Origin of the sequence: Mycobacterium hippophais, assembly GCF_027529605.1 — a bacterium.
Classification (GTDB): domain Bacteria; phylum Actinomycetota; class Actinomycetes; order Mycobacteriales; family Mycobacteriaceae; genus Mycobacterium; species Mycobacterium arseniciresistens.
The window spans coordinates 42,015-56,722 of sequence record NZ_JAPZPY010000011.1; the positions used below are offsets into that span (position 1 = coordinate 42,015).

The 14,708-nt window shown below is 69.6% G+C and carries 17 protein-coding genes; 6 read left to right on the forward strand and 11 right to left on the reverse strand.

All coding sequences use genetic code 11. From position 1 onward, the window contains the following. The first annotated feature begins 25 nt into the window (after positions 1-25). Positions 26-502 (forward strand): SRPBCC family protein, encoded by a 477-nt coding sequence (locus O6P37_RS21075; RefSeq protein ID WP_269895918.1) that lies wholly within the window; start codon positions 26-28, stop codon positions 500-502. A 19-nt stretch (positions 503-521) separates the two neighbouring features. Here the strand turns inward: O6P37_RS21075 and O6P37_RS21080 are convergent, their stop codons facing one another. The 3 genes from O6P37_RS21080 to O6P37_RS21090 all read right to left on the reverse strand — a co-directional run bounded on the left by O6P37_RS21080 (position 522) and on the right by O6P37_RS21090 (position 4,027). Further along, positions 522-1,886, reverse strand: coding sequence for an HNH endonuclease signature motif containing protein (locus O6P37_RS21080; protein WP_269895919.1), 1,365 nt, complete (start codon positions 1,884-1,886; stop codon positions 522-524). Positions 1,887-2,085: 199 nt separating this feature from the next. Beyond that, a complete protein-coding gene (locus tag O6P37_RS21085) occupies positions 2,086-2,388 on the reverse strand; it encodes a hypothetical protein (protein ID WP_269895920.1) in 303 nt (100 codons plus the stop codon). A 250-nt stretch (positions 2,389-2,638) separates the two neighbouring features. Then, entirely contained in the window at positions 2,639-4,027 is a 1,389-nt protein-coding gene (locus O6P37_RS21090) for an NAD(P)/FAD-dependent oxidoreductase (RefSeq protein WP_269895921.1), read from the reverse strand. 66 nt (positions 4,028-4,093) lie between these two features. Between O6P37_RS21090 and O6P37_RS21095 the strand changes: the two genes are divergently transcribed. Continuing rightward, on the forward strand, positions 4,094-4,561 hold the full coding sequence (locus O6P37_RS21095) for a DUF4262 domain-containing protein (RefSeq protein ID WP_269895922.1): 468 nt from the start codon (positions 4,094-4,096) through the stop codon (positions 4,559-4,561). On the opposite strand, the gene O6P37_RS21100 is transcribed toward O6P37_RS21095, so the two are convergent. From O6P37_RS21100 to O6P37_RS21110, 3 genes are all read right to left on the reverse strand, one after another. Next, positions 4,549-5,367 (reverse strand): class I SAM-dependent methyltransferase, encoded by an 819-nt coding sequence (locus O6P37_RS21100; protein WP_269895923.1) that lies wholly within the window; start codon positions 5,365-5,367, stop codon positions 4,549-4,551. The two genes, O6P37_RS21095 and O6P37_RS21100, sit on opposite strands and share 13 nt — an antisense overlap. Before the next feature lie 64 nt (positions 5,368-5,431). Continuing rightward, on the reverse strand, positions 5,432-6,463 hold the full coding sequence (locus O6P37_RS21105; protein WP_269896079.1) for an NAD-dependent epimerase/dehydratase family protein: 1,032 nt from the start codon (positions 6,461-6,463) through the stop codon (positions 5,432-5,434). Next, on the reverse strand, positions 6,460-6,966 hold the full coding sequence (locus O6P37_RS21110; protein ID WP_269895924.1) for a nuclear transport factor 2 family protein: 507 nt from the start codon (positions 6,964-6,966) through the stop codon (positions 6,460-6,462). Before O6P37_RS21110 ends, O6P37_RS21105 begins: the two co-directional genes overlap by 4 nt. A gap of 121 nt (positions 6,967-7,087) precedes the next feature. Here O6P37_RS21110 and msrB point away from each other — a divergent pair, with 121 nt between their 5' ends. Beyond that, complete coding sequence (gene msrB, locus O6P37_RS21115) at positions 7,088-7,561, forward strand: peptide-methionine (R)-S-oxide reductase MsrB (protein ID WP_269895925.1); 474 nt, start codon at positions 7,088-7,090, stop codon at positions 7,559-7,561. After that, positions 7,558-8,073, forward strand: a complete 516-nt coding sequence (msrA, locus tag O6P37_RS21120) for a peptide-methionine (S)-S-oxide reductase MsrA (RefSeq protein ID WP_264014343.1) — start codon at positions 7,558-7,560, stop codon at positions 8,071-8,073. Before msrB ends, msrA begins: the two co-directional genes overlap by 4 nt. Here the strand turns inward: msrA and O6P37_RS21125 are convergent, their stop codons facing one another. Continuing rightward, complete coding sequence (locus O6P37_RS21125; protein ID WP_269895926.1) at positions 8,074-9,426, reverse strand: cytochrome P450; 1,353 nt, start codon at positions 9,424-9,426, stop codon at positions 8,074-8,076. Between the two features lie 97 nt (positions 9,427-9,523). Here O6P37_RS21125 and O6P37_RS21130 point away from each other — a divergent pair, with 97 nt between their 5' ends. Beyond that, entirely contained in the window at positions 9,524-10,135 is a 612-nt protein-coding gene (locus O6P37_RS21130; protein ID WP_269895927.1) for a TetR/AcrR family transcriptional regulator, read from the forward strand. On the opposite strand, the gene O6P37_RS21135 is transcribed toward O6P37_RS21130, so the two are convergent. Further along, on the reverse strand, positions 10,132-10,701 hold the full coding sequence (locus tag O6P37_RS21135) for a TetR/AcrR family transcriptional regulator (protein ID WP_269895928.1): 570 nt from the start codon (positions 10,699-10,701) through the stop codon (positions 10,132-10,134). The two genes, O6P37_RS21130 and O6P37_RS21135, sit on opposite strands and share 4 nt — an antisense overlap. Before the next feature lie 94 nt (positions 10,702-10,795). On the opposite strand from O6P37_RS21135, the gene O6P37_RS21140 reads away from it, so the two are divergent. Further along, complete coding sequence (locus tag O6P37_RS21140) at positions 10,796-11,476, forward strand: class I SAM-dependent methyltransferase (RefSeq protein WP_269895929.1); 681 nt, start codon at positions 10,796-10,798, stop codon at positions 11,474-11,476. 12 nt (positions 11,477-11,488) lie between these two features. Here O6P37_RS21140 and O6P37_RS21145 read toward each other — a convergent pair whose 3' ends face one another. The 3 genes from O6P37_RS21145 to O6P37_RS21155 are packed head-to-tail and all read right to left on the reverse strand — an operon-like array spanning position 11,489 to position 14,545. Then, on the reverse strand, positions 11,489-12,559 hold the full coding sequence (locus O6P37_RS21145; protein ID WP_269895930.1) for a prenyltransferase/squalene oxidase repeat-containing protein: 1,071 nt from the start codon (positions 12,557-12,559) through the stop codon (positions 11,489-11,491). After that, positions 12,546-13,331 (reverse strand): methyltransferase domain-containing protein, encoded by a 786-nt coding sequence (locus O6P37_RS21150; protein WP_269895931.1) that lies wholly within the window; start codon positions 13,329-13,331, stop codon positions 12,546-12,548. The genes O6P37_RS21145 and O6P37_RS21150 overlap by 14 nt, the downstream gene beginning before the upstream one ends. Then, on the reverse strand, positions 13,325-14,545 hold the full coding sequence (locus tag O6P37_RS21155) for a glycosyltransferase family 4 protein (RefSeq protein ID WP_269895932.1): 1,221 nt from the start codon (positions 14,543-14,545) through the stop codon (positions 13,325-13,327). The genes O6P37_RS21150 and O6P37_RS21155 overlap by 7 nt, the downstream gene beginning before the upstream one ends. Positions 14,546-14,708 lie beyond the last annotated feature (163 nt).

Consider the following 14,708-nt stretch of genomic DNA (forward strand, 5'->3'; position numbering starts at 1 on the left):
TCGGGCCGGCGGCTACCATCGCCGGATGACCGACTTGGGTACGGCCTCCGCCGAGGCCACCGTGGACATCGCCGCCGATCCCGCGACCGTGTACCGCCTGATCACCGACCTGCCGACGCTGGCGGACCTGGCCGAGGAGGCCACCGCGATGCAGTGGCAGAAGGGTGACGGGGCGCGGCCGGGAGCGGTGTTCAAGGGGCGCAACGAGAACGGCTCGAAGCGCTGGACCACCACCTGCACGGTGACCGATGCCGACGCCGACCGGGTGTTCGCCTTCGACGTGCGCAGCGCGATGCTGCCGGTGGCGCACTGGCGCTACGACATCGAGGCCTCGGGCGCCGGCTGCCGGGTGACCGAGCGGACGTGGGACCGCCGCGCGGGCTGGTTCAAGAAGGTGGCCGTTCTCGCGACCGGTGTGAGCGACCGCGACGCGGCGAATTCCGAGCACATCAAGGTCACCCTGCAGCGACTCAAGGCCAAGGCCGAAGCGGGCGCCCAGTAGAACTCCTCAAGCCGAGGCCCTATGCCGGTTCTGCGTCGTCGTCTCGGTCGGTGAGGTAGCGCCGGGGGTGGTGGTATCGGTTGGTGCGGTGTTGGCCGGTGTCGAGGGTGGGTGGCGGGATCCATTCGGTGCGGCCATCGCGTCGGCGGGTGGTCCATTCGGTTTGTTCGATGAGGTTGTTGTCGGGTTGGCAGGCCAGGGCGAGTTCGTCGATGTCGGTCTGTCCGCCGTCGGCCCAGTCGCGCTGGGCGTGGTGGACCTGTGTCTGATAGGCCGGGGCGGTGCAGCCCGGTCGGGTGCAGCCCCTGTCGCGGGCGAACAACGCCAGCCGCTGCGCGGTGGTGGCGCAGCGCCGGGCGCGGCCCAAGTACAGGATTTCCTCGGTGTGGTCGTCGAAGACGGCCAGGTAGTGCCGGGACTGGCCGGCCATGCGGATCAGATCGCGGATCGGTAGCCGGGTGCCGCCGGCGGTGTGGGCGTACCCAGTACCGGCTTGCAGGTCGCCGATGGTGGTGGTGGCCACGATGGTGGCCGGTAGCCCGTTGATCTGACCTCCGGCGGCTGCGGCGTGCCGTAGCGCGGTCTTCAGCGCGTCGTGGTGGCGTTGTTCGCGGGTGCGCGGATCGGAGTTGCCGGTGAAGTCGCGTTCGGCGACCTCGCCCGCACCCGGGTCCTCGGGCAAGTTGTGTCCGGGCGCGCCTTCTCGGGCGAGCACGACGTCGAGCAGGGCAGCGGTCTCGGGGTCGAGTTCACCACGGACCGGGGTCATCCCGTCGCTGCGTTGCTTGCCCATCTTGAGAGTGCGTTTGGCCTGTTGCTTGTCGTGGTCGGGTTCGGCGCCGTCGGGATCGATGACCTCGACCAGATGATCGGCGAGCTTTTGCAGATCCTCCGGGCACATGCCCTGCGCCCACCGCGCGAGGTCGCCCTCGGCGTCGGCGCGGGCCGCCTGGTCGACCCACGGCGGGAGCTTGGTGAAGAACTTGCGGATCACCTCGACGTGCGCAGGATCGATCAGCCCTTTCGTCAAGGCGGCCGACGTGTTGTCCCACTCCGCAGGTAGTTCTTCACCGGTGAACGCCCACCGGGGTCCGAGCATGCCGGCAGCGTCGAGGCGTCTCTTCGCATCGGCGGTGTCGAGGTGTAACCGCTGCGCCAACACGTCTTTCAGCCCGGTGCCACCGAAGTCCGCGGCGGTGAACCGCTGCGTCAGGGTGGCCAGCACGGTGTGATCGAGCGCGGCTTCCTGGCGCAGCCCGTGCTGGCGGTGCTCGTAGATCGCCACCAACTCCGCGCCGGTCAACGTGTCCAGGGGCAGGGCGGCCAGCCAGGCGCGGGCATCGTCCCACGCCTGCAGCGCCGCGACCACATCCACCCTGTCCATACATCGAACACTAGTTCGACCCCCGACAGATCAGCCGACTTTGTGACAGCAGAAACAGATGTGACACAAGGGATTCGACCGCGCGTTAGTGCGGCGGCCGGCGATCCGATAGGCGGCGTGCAGGGCCCTCACGCCGAGCCAGCGCAACGGCTCGGGTTCCCAGTCACGCGCGCGGTGGCCCACCCAGGGGGAAACGCGGCTACGTCACGGTGGCGGGCTGCCCGTTCTTGTTGAGGAAGTTGCGCCCGTCGGCGGTCGAGATGCCGCTGGGGGTCACCCAACGGGCGCCGTCGAAGCGGAACTGTTCGCGCGACGACGAGTCGCCCATCGAGAAGCAATCCGGCCCGCAGTCGTAGGCGACGGTCACCGCGCTCGTCGCGCCGTCGGAGAAGATGAACGTGTGCGGTCCCTCGGTGAGAGGTGCCTGCTCCGCGGAGGCCGACGGAGCCGCCGCCAGGCCGGCGATGCAGACGGCCGCCAGAGCGATGGCAAACTTCTTCATGGTTTCTCGTTTCTCTGGGTCATTCGCCGGCGCCGATCCCCCTCGAAGCTATTGGTTCGTCACCTGGATCGCTCGGCAAATTGCGCATCCGAATCGACGCCGCTTGTTTACGGAAGGAAGTTCAGCCCGCTGACGAGCATCGATGCATGTCATGGGCGTTCAGAGTCGTTTTCGGAAACCACATGGCACACGGCTATGGCTAAGCATTCGTGGGGACCCATCGGCCGCACCGCGAGCCGATCCGAGAGAGCTAGTGGGGGCGGCCGGCGATCCGGTCGGCGAGCACCGCGAGCGGAGACGTGGCGGCTCGGCCGCGCGCCTCATGGCGGTCGGCGAGCTGGTAGGCGGTGTACAGGCCCCGCACGCCGAGCCAGCGCAACGGCTCGGGCTCCCAGTCACGGGCGCGGTGACCCACCCAGGGCAGTGCCGTGCGGTCGGTGTCGTGGCGGAGCACCAGGTCGGCGAGCGTGCGCCCGGCGAGGTTGGCGGCGGTGACGCCGTGCCCGACGTATCCGCCGGCCCAGCCCAGTCCGGTCGACCGGTCGAGGCCCACACCGGCCGACCAGTCCCGCGGCACGGCGAGCACCCCGCACCAGCCGTGCGCGATCGGGATGTCGCGCACCTGCGGCAGGATCGCGTGCAGCACCTCGGTCAGGCGCGCGATGGTGCGCGACGGCACCCGGCCGTCGACATCGGTGCGTGAGGCGTAGCGGTAGGGCACGCTGCGCCCGCCGATGGCGATGCGGTCGTCGGCCGTGCGCTGGGCGTAGAAGAAGCCGTGTGCGGTGTCCCCCGCCGTCTCACGGCCCTCCCAACCGATCTCGTCCCAGATCCGCTCGGGAATCGGCTCGGTGGCGATCATCGAACTGTTCATCGGCAGCCACCGCCGCCGCAGTCCCGGCATGCTCGCGGTGAACCCCTCGGTGGCGCGCAGCACCGTGCCCGCCCGGACGGTGCCGTGCGCCGTATCGGCCCGGCCCGCCGCGATGCCGGTGACCGCGCTCTGCTCGTAGACGTCCACGCCGAGGTGTTCGACGACGTCGGCGAGTCCGCGGGCCAGGCGCGCGGGCTGGATCCGTGCGCAGTGCGGCGTATGGTAGGCCGAGAGCATGCCGTCGAACCGGATGCGTTGCGCCGCTTCGTCTCCGGTCAGCCGCGTCACGCCCTCGTTGCCCCAGCGCAGTTCCTCGTCGAACGCCGCCGCCAGCCGTGCGGCCTGCGCCGGGTTGCGGGCGATCTCCAGGGTGCCGCCCTTGACGATGCCGGCGTCGATGCCCTCCCGGGTGGCGACCGCGATCACCTCGTCGACCGCGTCGTTGAGCGCCCGCTGCCACGCCACCACCCGCTGCGCGCCGTACTGCCGGGCCAGCCCGGCGCGGTCACCGGGAACGAGTCCGGACAGCCAGCCGCCGTTGCGGCCGGATGCGCCGTAGCCGGCGAAGCGCGCCTCGAGCACCGCGATCCGCAGCGACGGGTCGGCGCGTCTGAGGTAGTAGGCGGTCCACAGTCCGGTGTATCCCGCGCCGACGATGCAGACGTCGGCGTCGCGGTCACCGGGCAGCCGCGGGCGGAGTGCGGGCGGTTCGGCGAACCAGTGCGAGACCTCGCCGTTGCGCACCTGCCCGCGATCCGTCGCCACCGCCCGATCCTGTCAGACCCCGGGTGCACGCTGAGGTCAGGTACCACTGACGAAAGGACGCCGCCGATGTGCTGGCAGTGCGATCACCCCGAGGCCTCGCTCGACGACTACCTCGACGTGCTGTACGACAAGGTCGTCGAGCACGGCTGGGCGGTTCAGTTCGTGGAGAGCGAACGTAATCCGTTCTCCTACACCGTGGGTCTGCACGAGTGCGGGCTACCGGAACTGCTCGTCACCGGCGTGGACCCGCCCCGGTCACTGCAGGTGCTCAACACGGTCGCCGACTACTGCGTCTGCGAGGAACCCCCGGCGCCCGGCGACGAGATCGAGCTGCCCGACGGGGTGCTGCTCGAGGTGGTCGAAGTGGCCCAACCCGACGCCCACCTCGGCATGGCGATCAACTTGTACGGCCGCGACGTGCGGGCACTGCAGCTGGTGTGGTCCGACCGGCGAGGGCGCTGGCCGTGGTCGGCCGACTTCAATCCCGGCGGGCGCAGGCAACCGGTACTGGGGCCGCGCACTCAGAACGCGTAGCGGTGGAACTGCGCCATGGTGCGGACCCCCGGCACCCGGTTCATCACGGCTGCCATCACCCGGTAGCCGCCACCCAGCTTCGAGAACGCGTCGGACTCGAACACCGGCACCCACGCCAGCAGGCGGGTGCCGGGGACGGCGTCGAGGATGTCGGCGGGCGTGTTGATCGCCCAGTGCAGTGTCGACCCCGAGCGGCGCACGACGGTGTTGGTCCACTGTGACCGGATGCCGAGCCGGTTGAACGCGTCGAATTGCAGTTCGCCTGAAGGGAATCGGGCCACCAGCCGGCGCAGCAGGGCCACCCCGTCCGCTTCGGTCAGGTACATGGTCAGCCCCTCGCCGAGGATCAGCGTCGGCCGGTCCGATGTGATCGAGGCGAGCCACGCGGGATCGGTGACCGACGCCGCCACCAGGTGATAGCGCTCCGGCTGTGGATAGAACCGCTCGCGCAGCGCGATCACATCGGGATAGTCGACGTCGTACCACTCGACGCCGGACCCGGGCGACAGGCGGAAGAAGCGGCTGTCCAGCCCGCAGCCGAGGTGCACCACCACCGCATCGGGATGCACCGCGAGGAACTGGCCCGCCCAGGTGTCGAAGTGCTTGGAGCGCAGCGCGACACTCGGCGCGTTGCCCGGTTTGATCCCGGTGTTCGCCCAGTCGTAGTCGATCTGCGCGACGATCTCCGCGGCGTAGTGGTCGTGCAGCACGGAGGCCGACGCCCCGGCGTCGAGCGCCTTGGCGTACAGCGTCGCCAGCATGGTCTCCGGCGCACCGGTCAGGTCGACGCTCGTCTTGTCGGTCATGACACTGACGGTAGCGCGCCGGCCGCCGCGCAGACAGCCCGCTGAACACCCGCGGGCGCGTCGTTCAGCCCGCGGATCCCGCCTTGCGCTTGGCTTTTCGCAGATCGACCCAGAACCGCGCGGCCTCACGGATCGACTCCTCGACCGGCCGGGGCTGCCAGCCGAGTTCGCGCACCGCCTTGCCGTGGTCGACGTGCGCCTCGGCCCGCATCAGCCGCAGCGACCCCATCGACAGCCGCTCGTCGGTGCCGCGCAGCCGGGCCTTCGCGCTGCCCATCGCGGCCATCGCATACGACAGCGCCAGCGGTACGGACTTCGTCGGCGGCGGTGTGCCTGCCGCCTCCGCCGCGATGCGGACCACCTCGGCGTTGCTGATCATCTTCTCGGAGATCAGGTACCGCTCGCCGGGACGGCCCTTCTCCGCGGCCAGGACCATCGCGCGTGCGGCGTCCTCGACGCCGACGGCCTCCAGTTCGATTCCGCCCATCACGAACGGCAGCTTCCCCAACGCGGCGCCCGCGATGATCGCGCCGTGCGGGGTGCGGCCCCAGTCGCCGGCGCCGTAGGTCGTCGACACGCACATCGCCACGGCGGGCAGGCCTCGGCGGCGCGCGTAGTCCAGCACGAGCTCCTCGGCCTGCACGCGGGATTGGACGTAGGGCGTCAGGCGCTTGCGCTGTGCCTCGCCGATGACGTCGTCCTCGGTGGCGACGCGGCCCCGCTTGCGGCCCACGGTCACGTAGCTGCTGGTGAACACGAAGCGCCGCATCGGATGGGCGTCGTGCACCTGCGCGGCGATCTCCAGCACGTTGCGGGTGCCCTCGACGTTGGTGCGGAACAGCGGCGCCGGATCGCGTAGCCAGCCCCGGGTGTCGACCACGCAGTAATAGACGTCCTGGCAACCCGTCATCGCCTCGCGCAGCACGTCGTCGCTCCAGATGTCGCCGACGAACCAGTCGACCTGCAGGTCGTCGATGCCGACGGTCTTGGCGCCGTCGCGGACCATCACGCGGACCTCCCCGCCCGCCGCGACCAGTTGGCGCGTCACGTGCGAGCCGAGGTAGCCGTTGGCGCCGATGACGAGCGCGCGGGTCACCGGCCGCCGCCGTACGTCTTCAGCCACACCGCGGCCTCGTCGGTCAGGGTGCCAAGCGCCTGTGCCTTCCTGCACCATTTCGTGGCCGCCGACACGAACCGCAGCGGGTTGTAGATGTCCTCCTGGCGGCGCCACTTCCCGTCGCCTGCGTAGGTGACGATCGAGATGTTGGTGGCGCTGATGACGCTGCCGTCGCCGGGGTCGCGCATCGGGTTGTCGAGCTCGCAGATCACCCGGGCGGTCGATTCGTCGTAGACCGTCCACAGCGACGGGAACGACGTCATGTAGCTGCCGGGGAAGGCCTCCATCGTCTTCCAGATCCAGTCACGCACCTGCTCGCGGCCGCGCATGGTGCCCGCGGCGTGTTCGACGTAGACGATGTCCTCGCTGTACTGGTCGACCCACGGATCCCAGTTGCGGGTCTGCGCGGCGGTGTCGACGGTCTTCTCGAAGTCGGCGAAGGCGGCGACGAGTTCGTCGCGGCTGAAGGTGCTGCCCGTCACCACCAAACTAGAACACGTTCTACCCGTGTTGTCGAGAACCGCCGCCGAGCCGGTGCACCTCGGGACTAACGGAACCAATCTTGGGGTTGTAGCTCGTGCCCCGAAGAGTAGAAAGGGACAGATGAGCAGGACTTATCACAAGAACCCGGCGGCGTTGGACGCGTTGTCGCCGGAGCAGTACCAGGTGACCCAGCGCAACGGCACGGAGCGGCCGTTCACCGGTGAGTACTGGGACAACCACGAACCGGGTATTTACGTCGACGTGGTCTCCGGTGAGCCGTTGTTCGCCTCGACGGACAAGTTCGAGAGCGGCAGCGGGTGGCCCAGCTTCACCAGGCCGCTGGACGCCGCGAACGGCGCGTCAAATGTGCGAGAGAAGCGGGACTTCAGCCACTTGATGCTCCGCACCGAGGTCCGGTCGGCGCACGGCGACAGCCACCTCGGGCACGTGTTCAACGACGGGCCGCGGGAGGCCGGCGGGTTGCGCTACTGCATCAACTCGGCTTCGCTGAGGTTCGTCCATCTCGACGACCTCGAGGCCGAGGGATACGGCGAGTACCGACAGCTCTTCTCTTCCAAGGAGGCACAGGCATGAGCACCACCGAGAAGGCGATACTGGCCGGCGGCTGCTTCTGGGGTATGCAGGATCTGATCCGCAAGCAGCCCGGGGTGGTCTCGACCCGCGTCGGCTACACCGGCGGGCAGAACGCCAACGCGACCTACCGCAACCATCCCGGCCACGCCGAGGCGATCGAGATCGTCTACGACCCGGCGAAGACCGACTACCGGGCGATACTGGAGTTCTTCTTCCAGATCCACGACCCGACGACGAAGAACCGGCAGGGCAACGACGTCGGCACCAGCTACCGGTCGGCGATCTTCTACGTCGACGACGAGCAGAAGCGCGTCGCACTCGACACCATCGCCGACGTGGACGCCTCGGGGCTGTGGCCCGGCAAGGTGGTCACCGAGGTGACGCCCGCCAGTGATTTCTGGGAGGCCGAACCCGAGCACCAGGACTACCTGGAGCGGCTGCCGTGGGGTTACACCTGCCATTTCCCGCGGCCGGACTGGAAGCTGCCCAAGCGGGCCGACGCGACGACGTAGTCAGGACCCCAGGGGTGTCGGCCGGCGGCGCATGGCCACCCGGCCGCCATCCTTGGGGGTGAACGCCACCCCGCGGGAGTGCACCTTCTCGTCGCGCGCCGTCGTGGTCTCGACGTCGAAGTGCCGCAGCACCGTTCGTAGCACGACGTCCATCTCCATGTTGGCGAAGGCGGCGCCGACGCACCGGCGGGTGCCGCCACCGAACGGCGCCCACGCGAACATGTTGGGCCGCTTGCCGACGAACCGCGTCGGGTCGAAGCGCTGTGGGTCCGGGAACTCCCCGGTGTTGGCGTGCAACTGGTTGATGCTGACCAGCACCGAGTAGCCGCGCGGTATCCGCCACTGGCCGATCTGCACCATCGGCGCCCAGACGTGCCGCCCGCAGAAGTCGATGACGGTGCGCGCCCGCTGCACTTCGAGGATCGTGGCCTGGCGGTACTCGTTGCCGTCGGTCTGCGCCTCAGCCACGAGTTCGGCGAGCACCGCGGGATGGCGGCTGATCCGCTCGAACGCCCACGCCAGGGTTGAGGCGGTGGTCTCGTGCCCGGCGGCGAGCAGGGTGAGCAGCTCGTCGCCGATCTCACTCGGCGTCATCGCCGAACCGTCTTCGTAGGCGCTGCGCAGGAACAGCGAGAGCACGTCCGTGCGCTCGTCGAAGTGCTCGTCGGCCCGCGCCTGGGTGATCAGGGTGTCGATCACCGACTCGTAGGTCCGCCGGTAGTCGTGCAGGCGTCGCCACGGGTCCAGCGGCCCGAGGTCGCGGGCCGGTTCGGGGAACACGACCAGGCGCGAGCCCAGCGTCACCCACGGCGGGATGACCTCGCGGAGCCGGTCGAGTTCTGCTCCGTCGGCGCCGAAGATGGCACGCAAGATGATGTTGAGCGTGATCCGCATCATCGGTTCCAGCGTCTCGAACGGCCGGCCGTCGGGCCACGACGCCATCTCGCGGCGGGTCTCCTCCTCGACGATCTTCTCGTAGTTCTTCATCGCCTTGCCGTGGAACGGCGGCGTGAGCAGCTTGCGTCGCCTGCGGTGGTCGTCGCCGTCGAGCGCGAACACCGATCCGGGCCCGAAGACCCGGCTGAGGTTGGGCTGCACGTTGCCGAGCTCTTCGGGGTTGGTGGCGAACACCTGCTTGGCCAGCGCCGGATCGGTGAGGATCACCGTCTTGCCGAACATCGGGATGTTGGCGACGAAGGCGGCGCCGTGACGCCGTGTCAGGCGGTCGATCATCTGACGCCTGGCGAGGACGTACACCACGCCCTGAAGCAGCTTGGGCACGCGCGTCACGGGCGGCAGATGCGCCCCGGCAGACTCCGAGACGGGGTGTTCGGTGGCGGCCGTTTCGCTCATCAAGGACTCCAGACCCCGGTTGGTACTGCGATGTACCGTGGATGTGTGGAGTACGGTACCGCTTGGTACCAACACGCGCAAGAGCGGTGGGAGGGACATGACCACCTCAGTCGAGGACGGAGCCAGCGCCACGGCCACCGACACGTTCCGCGGTCGGCTGCTCGACGGCCTGGCCGCATCGATCGCCGAACGCGGCTACCGCGACACCACGGTGTCGGACATCGTGCGGCACGCGCGCACCTCCAAGCGCACGTTCTACGGCTTGTTCGGCACCAAGGAGGACTGCTTCATCGAGCTCCTGCGCGCCAACAACGACGCGCTGGTCAACCGGATCCGGGCCGCCGTCGACCCCGAGGCGCCCTGGCAGGAGCAGATCCGGCAGGCCGTGGACGCATACGTCGCCCACATCGAGTCGCGGCCCGCGGTCACGCTGAGCTGGATCCGCGAACTGCCCGGGCTCGGCGTGGTGGCGGCGCCGCTGCACCGGCTGGCCATGGAGCACCTGACCGACATGCTCGTCGACCTCAGCAGCAGTCCGGGCTTCCAGCGCGCAGGCCTGCCGGTGGTGCCCCGGCCGCTGGCGGTCATCCTGCTGGGCGGCCTGCGCGAGTTGACGGCGGTGCTCGTGGAGGACGGTCGCGACGTCCGGGGCATCGTCGACCCGGCGATCGCGGCGTCGACGGCGCTCCTCGGACCGCCGGCCCGTTAGCCCAGGATCAGCCGCGCGGACTTCGTGAGCCGCTCGGTCATGTCGGTGTAGGACGAATATCCCATCCCCGCCCACACCAGGGCGCCGACGTAGAGCAGCTCGAGTGACTCGATGACGTCGTAGTCGGTGTCCGGTCCCAGCGCGGTGACCAGACGGTCGCGGACGTCGCGCCCGATGCGCTGGCGCAGCACCTCGACGTCGGGGTCGCGGCCGAGCAGCGCATTGGTCACCGCCCCCGCGAACTCCGGTTCGTCGGCCACCAGAAGGGCGATGTGCTGCAGCACCTCGATGACGCGCGCGGCGGGTTCCGGCGAACCGTGGTCGGCGGCCGGGGACGCGGCCAGGCGCCGCCAGAACACCTCGGCGACAAGGTGTTCCTTGGAGGAGAAGTAGGTGTACGCGGTGGCCGCGCCGACCCCGGCCTCTGCTGCCACCCGACGTACGGTCAGGCCCGCGAATCCGTCACGGCCGAGGATGTCCACCGCGGCGCGGCCGAGCCGGTCGACGGTGTCGGCCTGTTTGGCGGTCAATCGGCGCCGAGTCGACTCCAAAGCCGGATCGGACACATGTCCGGACGCTACTACAACGCCGGGGGGCCAGCAACGGCCGAGCCGCCCACTCCGCGGCGGGCCGCGCCCGGCCGACGGCTAAGTTGAGACCATGAGTGCCACCGAATCCGTCACCGGGACCGCCCTGCCGCCGCGGGCCGCGCAGCTGTTCGCCCTCGCCGAGGGCGTCACCGGCTTCATGCCGGCCGACGAGGGCCGCGCGCTCTACGACGCGGCGGTGCGGTACCTGCCCGGCGGAGTGGGCGTCGAGATCGGCACGTACTGCGGCAAATCGACGGTCATGCTCGGCGCCGCCGCCCAGGAAGCCGGCGCGGTCGTCTACACCATCGACCACCACCACGGCTCCGAGGAGCACCAGGCAGGCTGGGAGTACCACGACAGCGGCATGGTCGACCCGGTGACCGGGCTGTTCGACACGCTGCCCACGCTGCGCCACACGCTCGACGCCGCCGGGTTGGACGACCACGTGGTCGCCATCGTCGGCAAGTCCACCGTGGTGGCCACCGGATGGCGAACCCCGTTGCGGCTGTTGTTCATCGACGGCGGTCACACCGAGGAGGCCGCACAGCGCGACTTCGACGGCTGGGCGCGCTGGGTCGACGTCGGCGGCGGGCTGATCATCCACGACGTGTTCCCCGATCCCCGCGACGGCGGCCAGGCGCCGTTCCACATCTACCGCCGCGCCCTCGACACCGGCGACTTCCACGAGGTGTCGGCAATGGGTTCGATGCGGGTGCTGGAAAGGACCGGCGGCCGGCCGGGCTCGCTGTAACCGAAGGCGCGATCAGCGCCGGGTGTCGGCGCAGGCGCAGTCGAACTCGTCCTCGAGGCCGCGCGGCAGATCGGCGGCCCGGAAAATCCCGGAGCCAGAAGTGGTGCGCGACAGCGCATCCGCGGCCAAGATCACTGCGCCACCGGTCCACGTGGTGCGCTCCTCCGGCCAGCGCTTGCCGTCGGCGAACACCAGGCCCGTCCAGTACGAGCCGTCGCGTTCCCGCAGATGGTGCATGGCCGCGAACTGCTGGTGCGCGCGCCGGCCGTCGCCGATGGCGTCCAGCGCCATCACCAGTTCGCAGGTCTCGGCTCCGGTGACCCACGGCCGGTCGTCGACGCAGCGGATGCCGAGGCCGGGCACCACGAAGTCGTCCCAGCGGTCGTTGATGCGTTCCTCGGCCGCAGGTCCGCGCAGCGCGCCGCACATCACCGGGTAGTACCACTCCATCGAGTGGCGGTCCTTGGGGACGAATGACCCCGGGTGCGCGACGATCGCGTGACCGAGTCGGCCGACCGCGACCTCCCACTCCGGCTGCGGGTCGTCGAAGTAGTCGGCCAGCGCCAGTGCGCACCGCAGACTGTGGTGGATACTGGCGCACCCGGTGAGCAGGGCCTCGTCGACCGGTCCCGCTTCGCTTCGCGCCCAGGCGATCTCGCCGTTCGGCCGCTGGAGGTCGAGCACGAAGTCGACGGCCCTGGAGACCACCGGCCACATTCGCTCGGCGAATCGCCGGTCGCGGGTGATCAACAGGTGGTGCCACACCCCGGTGGCGACGTAGGCGCAGAAGTTGCTGTCACTGTTGGCGTCCTCGATCACGCCGTTGCGGAACTGGATCGGCCATGAGCCGTCGGGCCGCTGCCGGTTGCGGCACCACTCGAAGGCGGCACGGGCGGGTTCGATCAGCCCTGCGGCGGTCAGCGCCATCGCCGACTCCACGTGGTCCCAGGGGTCGGTGTGCCCGCCGTCGAACCACGGGATCGCACCGGAACTCTCCTGCGTCGCGGCGATCGACCGCGCCGTCTGCAGACACTGGTCCGGCGTGAAGACGCCGGCCACCCCGGGGAGTTCAGTCGCGCGCATGGCTCACCTCGACGTCGTCGGGGGTCGCGGGTTCTTGGAAGGCGGCGGGTTCTTGGAAGGCCGCCGGTTTTTCGAAGTAGAGAGCGACGCTCTTGCCGACCAGCGGGTTGAGCAGTTCCTCGGCGCGCCGGGTGATCCACGGCTGGTCGACCATGTCCCAGACCAGCAGCTTGTGGTAGGCCGCCACCGCGGGATGGTCGTTCTTCGATGTTCCGACAGCGCATTTCAGCCACCAGAACGGTGAGTGCAGCGCATGCGCGTGATGGCTGAAGGTGTACCGCAGGCCGTGCGCCAGCACCTTGTTGCGCAGCATGTCGGCCCGGTAGATCCGGACGTGGCCGCCCTCGTTGGCGTGGTACTCGTCCGACAGCATCCAGCAGATCCGCTCCGGCAGCCACCGCGGCACCGTGATCGCCAGCGAGCCACCGGGTTTGAGCACGCGCACCAGTTCGGCGATGGCCCGGTCGTCGGCGGGCACGTGCTCCAGGATCTCCGAGGCGATGACGACGTCGAACGTGCCGTCGGCGTAGGGCAGATCGAGGGCGTCGCCCTTGACGGCCTCGGCGCGGGCACCCTCGGGCGCCTCACCCTGCTCCTTCATCGCCTGGAGGATCTCGTCGACGGCGTTGAGGTCTTCGGTGTTCTGGTCGAAGGCGACGACGTCGGCACCGCGCCGGTAGGCCTCGAAGGAATGCCTGCCCGCTCCGCAGCCCACGTCGATCACCGACGTGCCGGGCCCGACACCGAGCCGGCCGAAGTCGACGGTCAGCATATCGCCCGCTTGTACACCGAAACGGTCTGCGCGGCAACGGATTCCCAGCTGAACACTTCGAGTGCGCGACGCCGGCCTGCCGCACCGAGGCGGTGCCGCTCCAGCGGCGAGTCGAGCAGGTGACCCAGCACCGCGGTCAGCTCGTCGACGTCGGCGGGCTTCACGAGCCGGGCACACTCACCGTCGGGTCCGACCACCTCGGGCAGCGCACCGGCCCGGCTGGCCACGATCGGTGTCCCGCTGGCCATCGCCTCGACGGCGGGCAGCGAGAAGCCCTCGTACAGCGACGGGATGCAGGCCACCTCCGCCGACGCCAGCAGTTCGGCCAGCTCGGAGTCGGACAGCCCGCTCGAGGTGGTGACGATGTCGGAGATGCCGAGCTCGGCGATCAGCTTCTCGGTGGGCCCGTTGGGCTCGAGCTTGCTGACCAGCTGCACGTCGAGGTTGCGCTCGACCCGCAGCCGCGCCACCGCGTGCAGCAGGTGGCTGATGCCCTTGAGCGGTACGTCGGCACTCGCGATCGCGATGATCCGGCCGCTGACCCGGTCCGGGGCGGGGGTGAAGAGTTCGGTGTCCACCCCCAGCGGCACCACGTGCAGCTGGCCGGGAGCGACGCCGAAGTCGTCGGCGATGTCGGTGGCCGACGACGAGGACACGGTGAGAAGTTCGGGGATCTCGCGGGCGACCTGCTTCTGCATCTCGGCGAAGCCGTACCACCTACGCACGAGCGGCTTGCGCCACCAGCGGGCAGCCGCGACGTCGACCACCTTGTCGCGGGTGATCGGGTGGTGCACGGTGGCGACCACCGGCAGCCCCGACGCGGCGATGTCGAGCAGGCCGGTGCCCAGGCTCTGGTTGTCGTGCACGACGTCGAACTCGTCGCGCCGTGCGGCCAGCAACCGGGCCACCCGCATGGTGAACGTGCGCGGCTCGGGGAAGGCCGCGGTCCACGTCGCCAGCAACTCGAGCAGGTCGATGCGATCACGGATCTCGCTGGGCCTCGGCACCCGGAACGGGTCGGGTTCGCGATACAGGTCGAGGCTGGGCACCTTCGTCAGGCGCACCCGCGGATCGAGCCCCTCGGGGTACGGCTGACCGGAGAACACCTCCACGTCGTGACCGAGTTCGACCAGGCCACGGCTGAGGTGGCGGACATAGACTCCCTGCCCGCCGCAGTGGGTCTTGCTGCGGTAGGACAGCAACGCGATCCGCATACTCAGATGATTCCGAAGACGACGGGCGACGCCGCGCTGAGCTCGTCGAATCGTGTCACGCGCAGACTCCGCACCCTCTGGACATGTGTCCAGACTATAGTTTGACGTGCTAGTGGACGCAACGCGGCCGCACAGAGTCTGACTATCACAGCCCGGTGGCCGG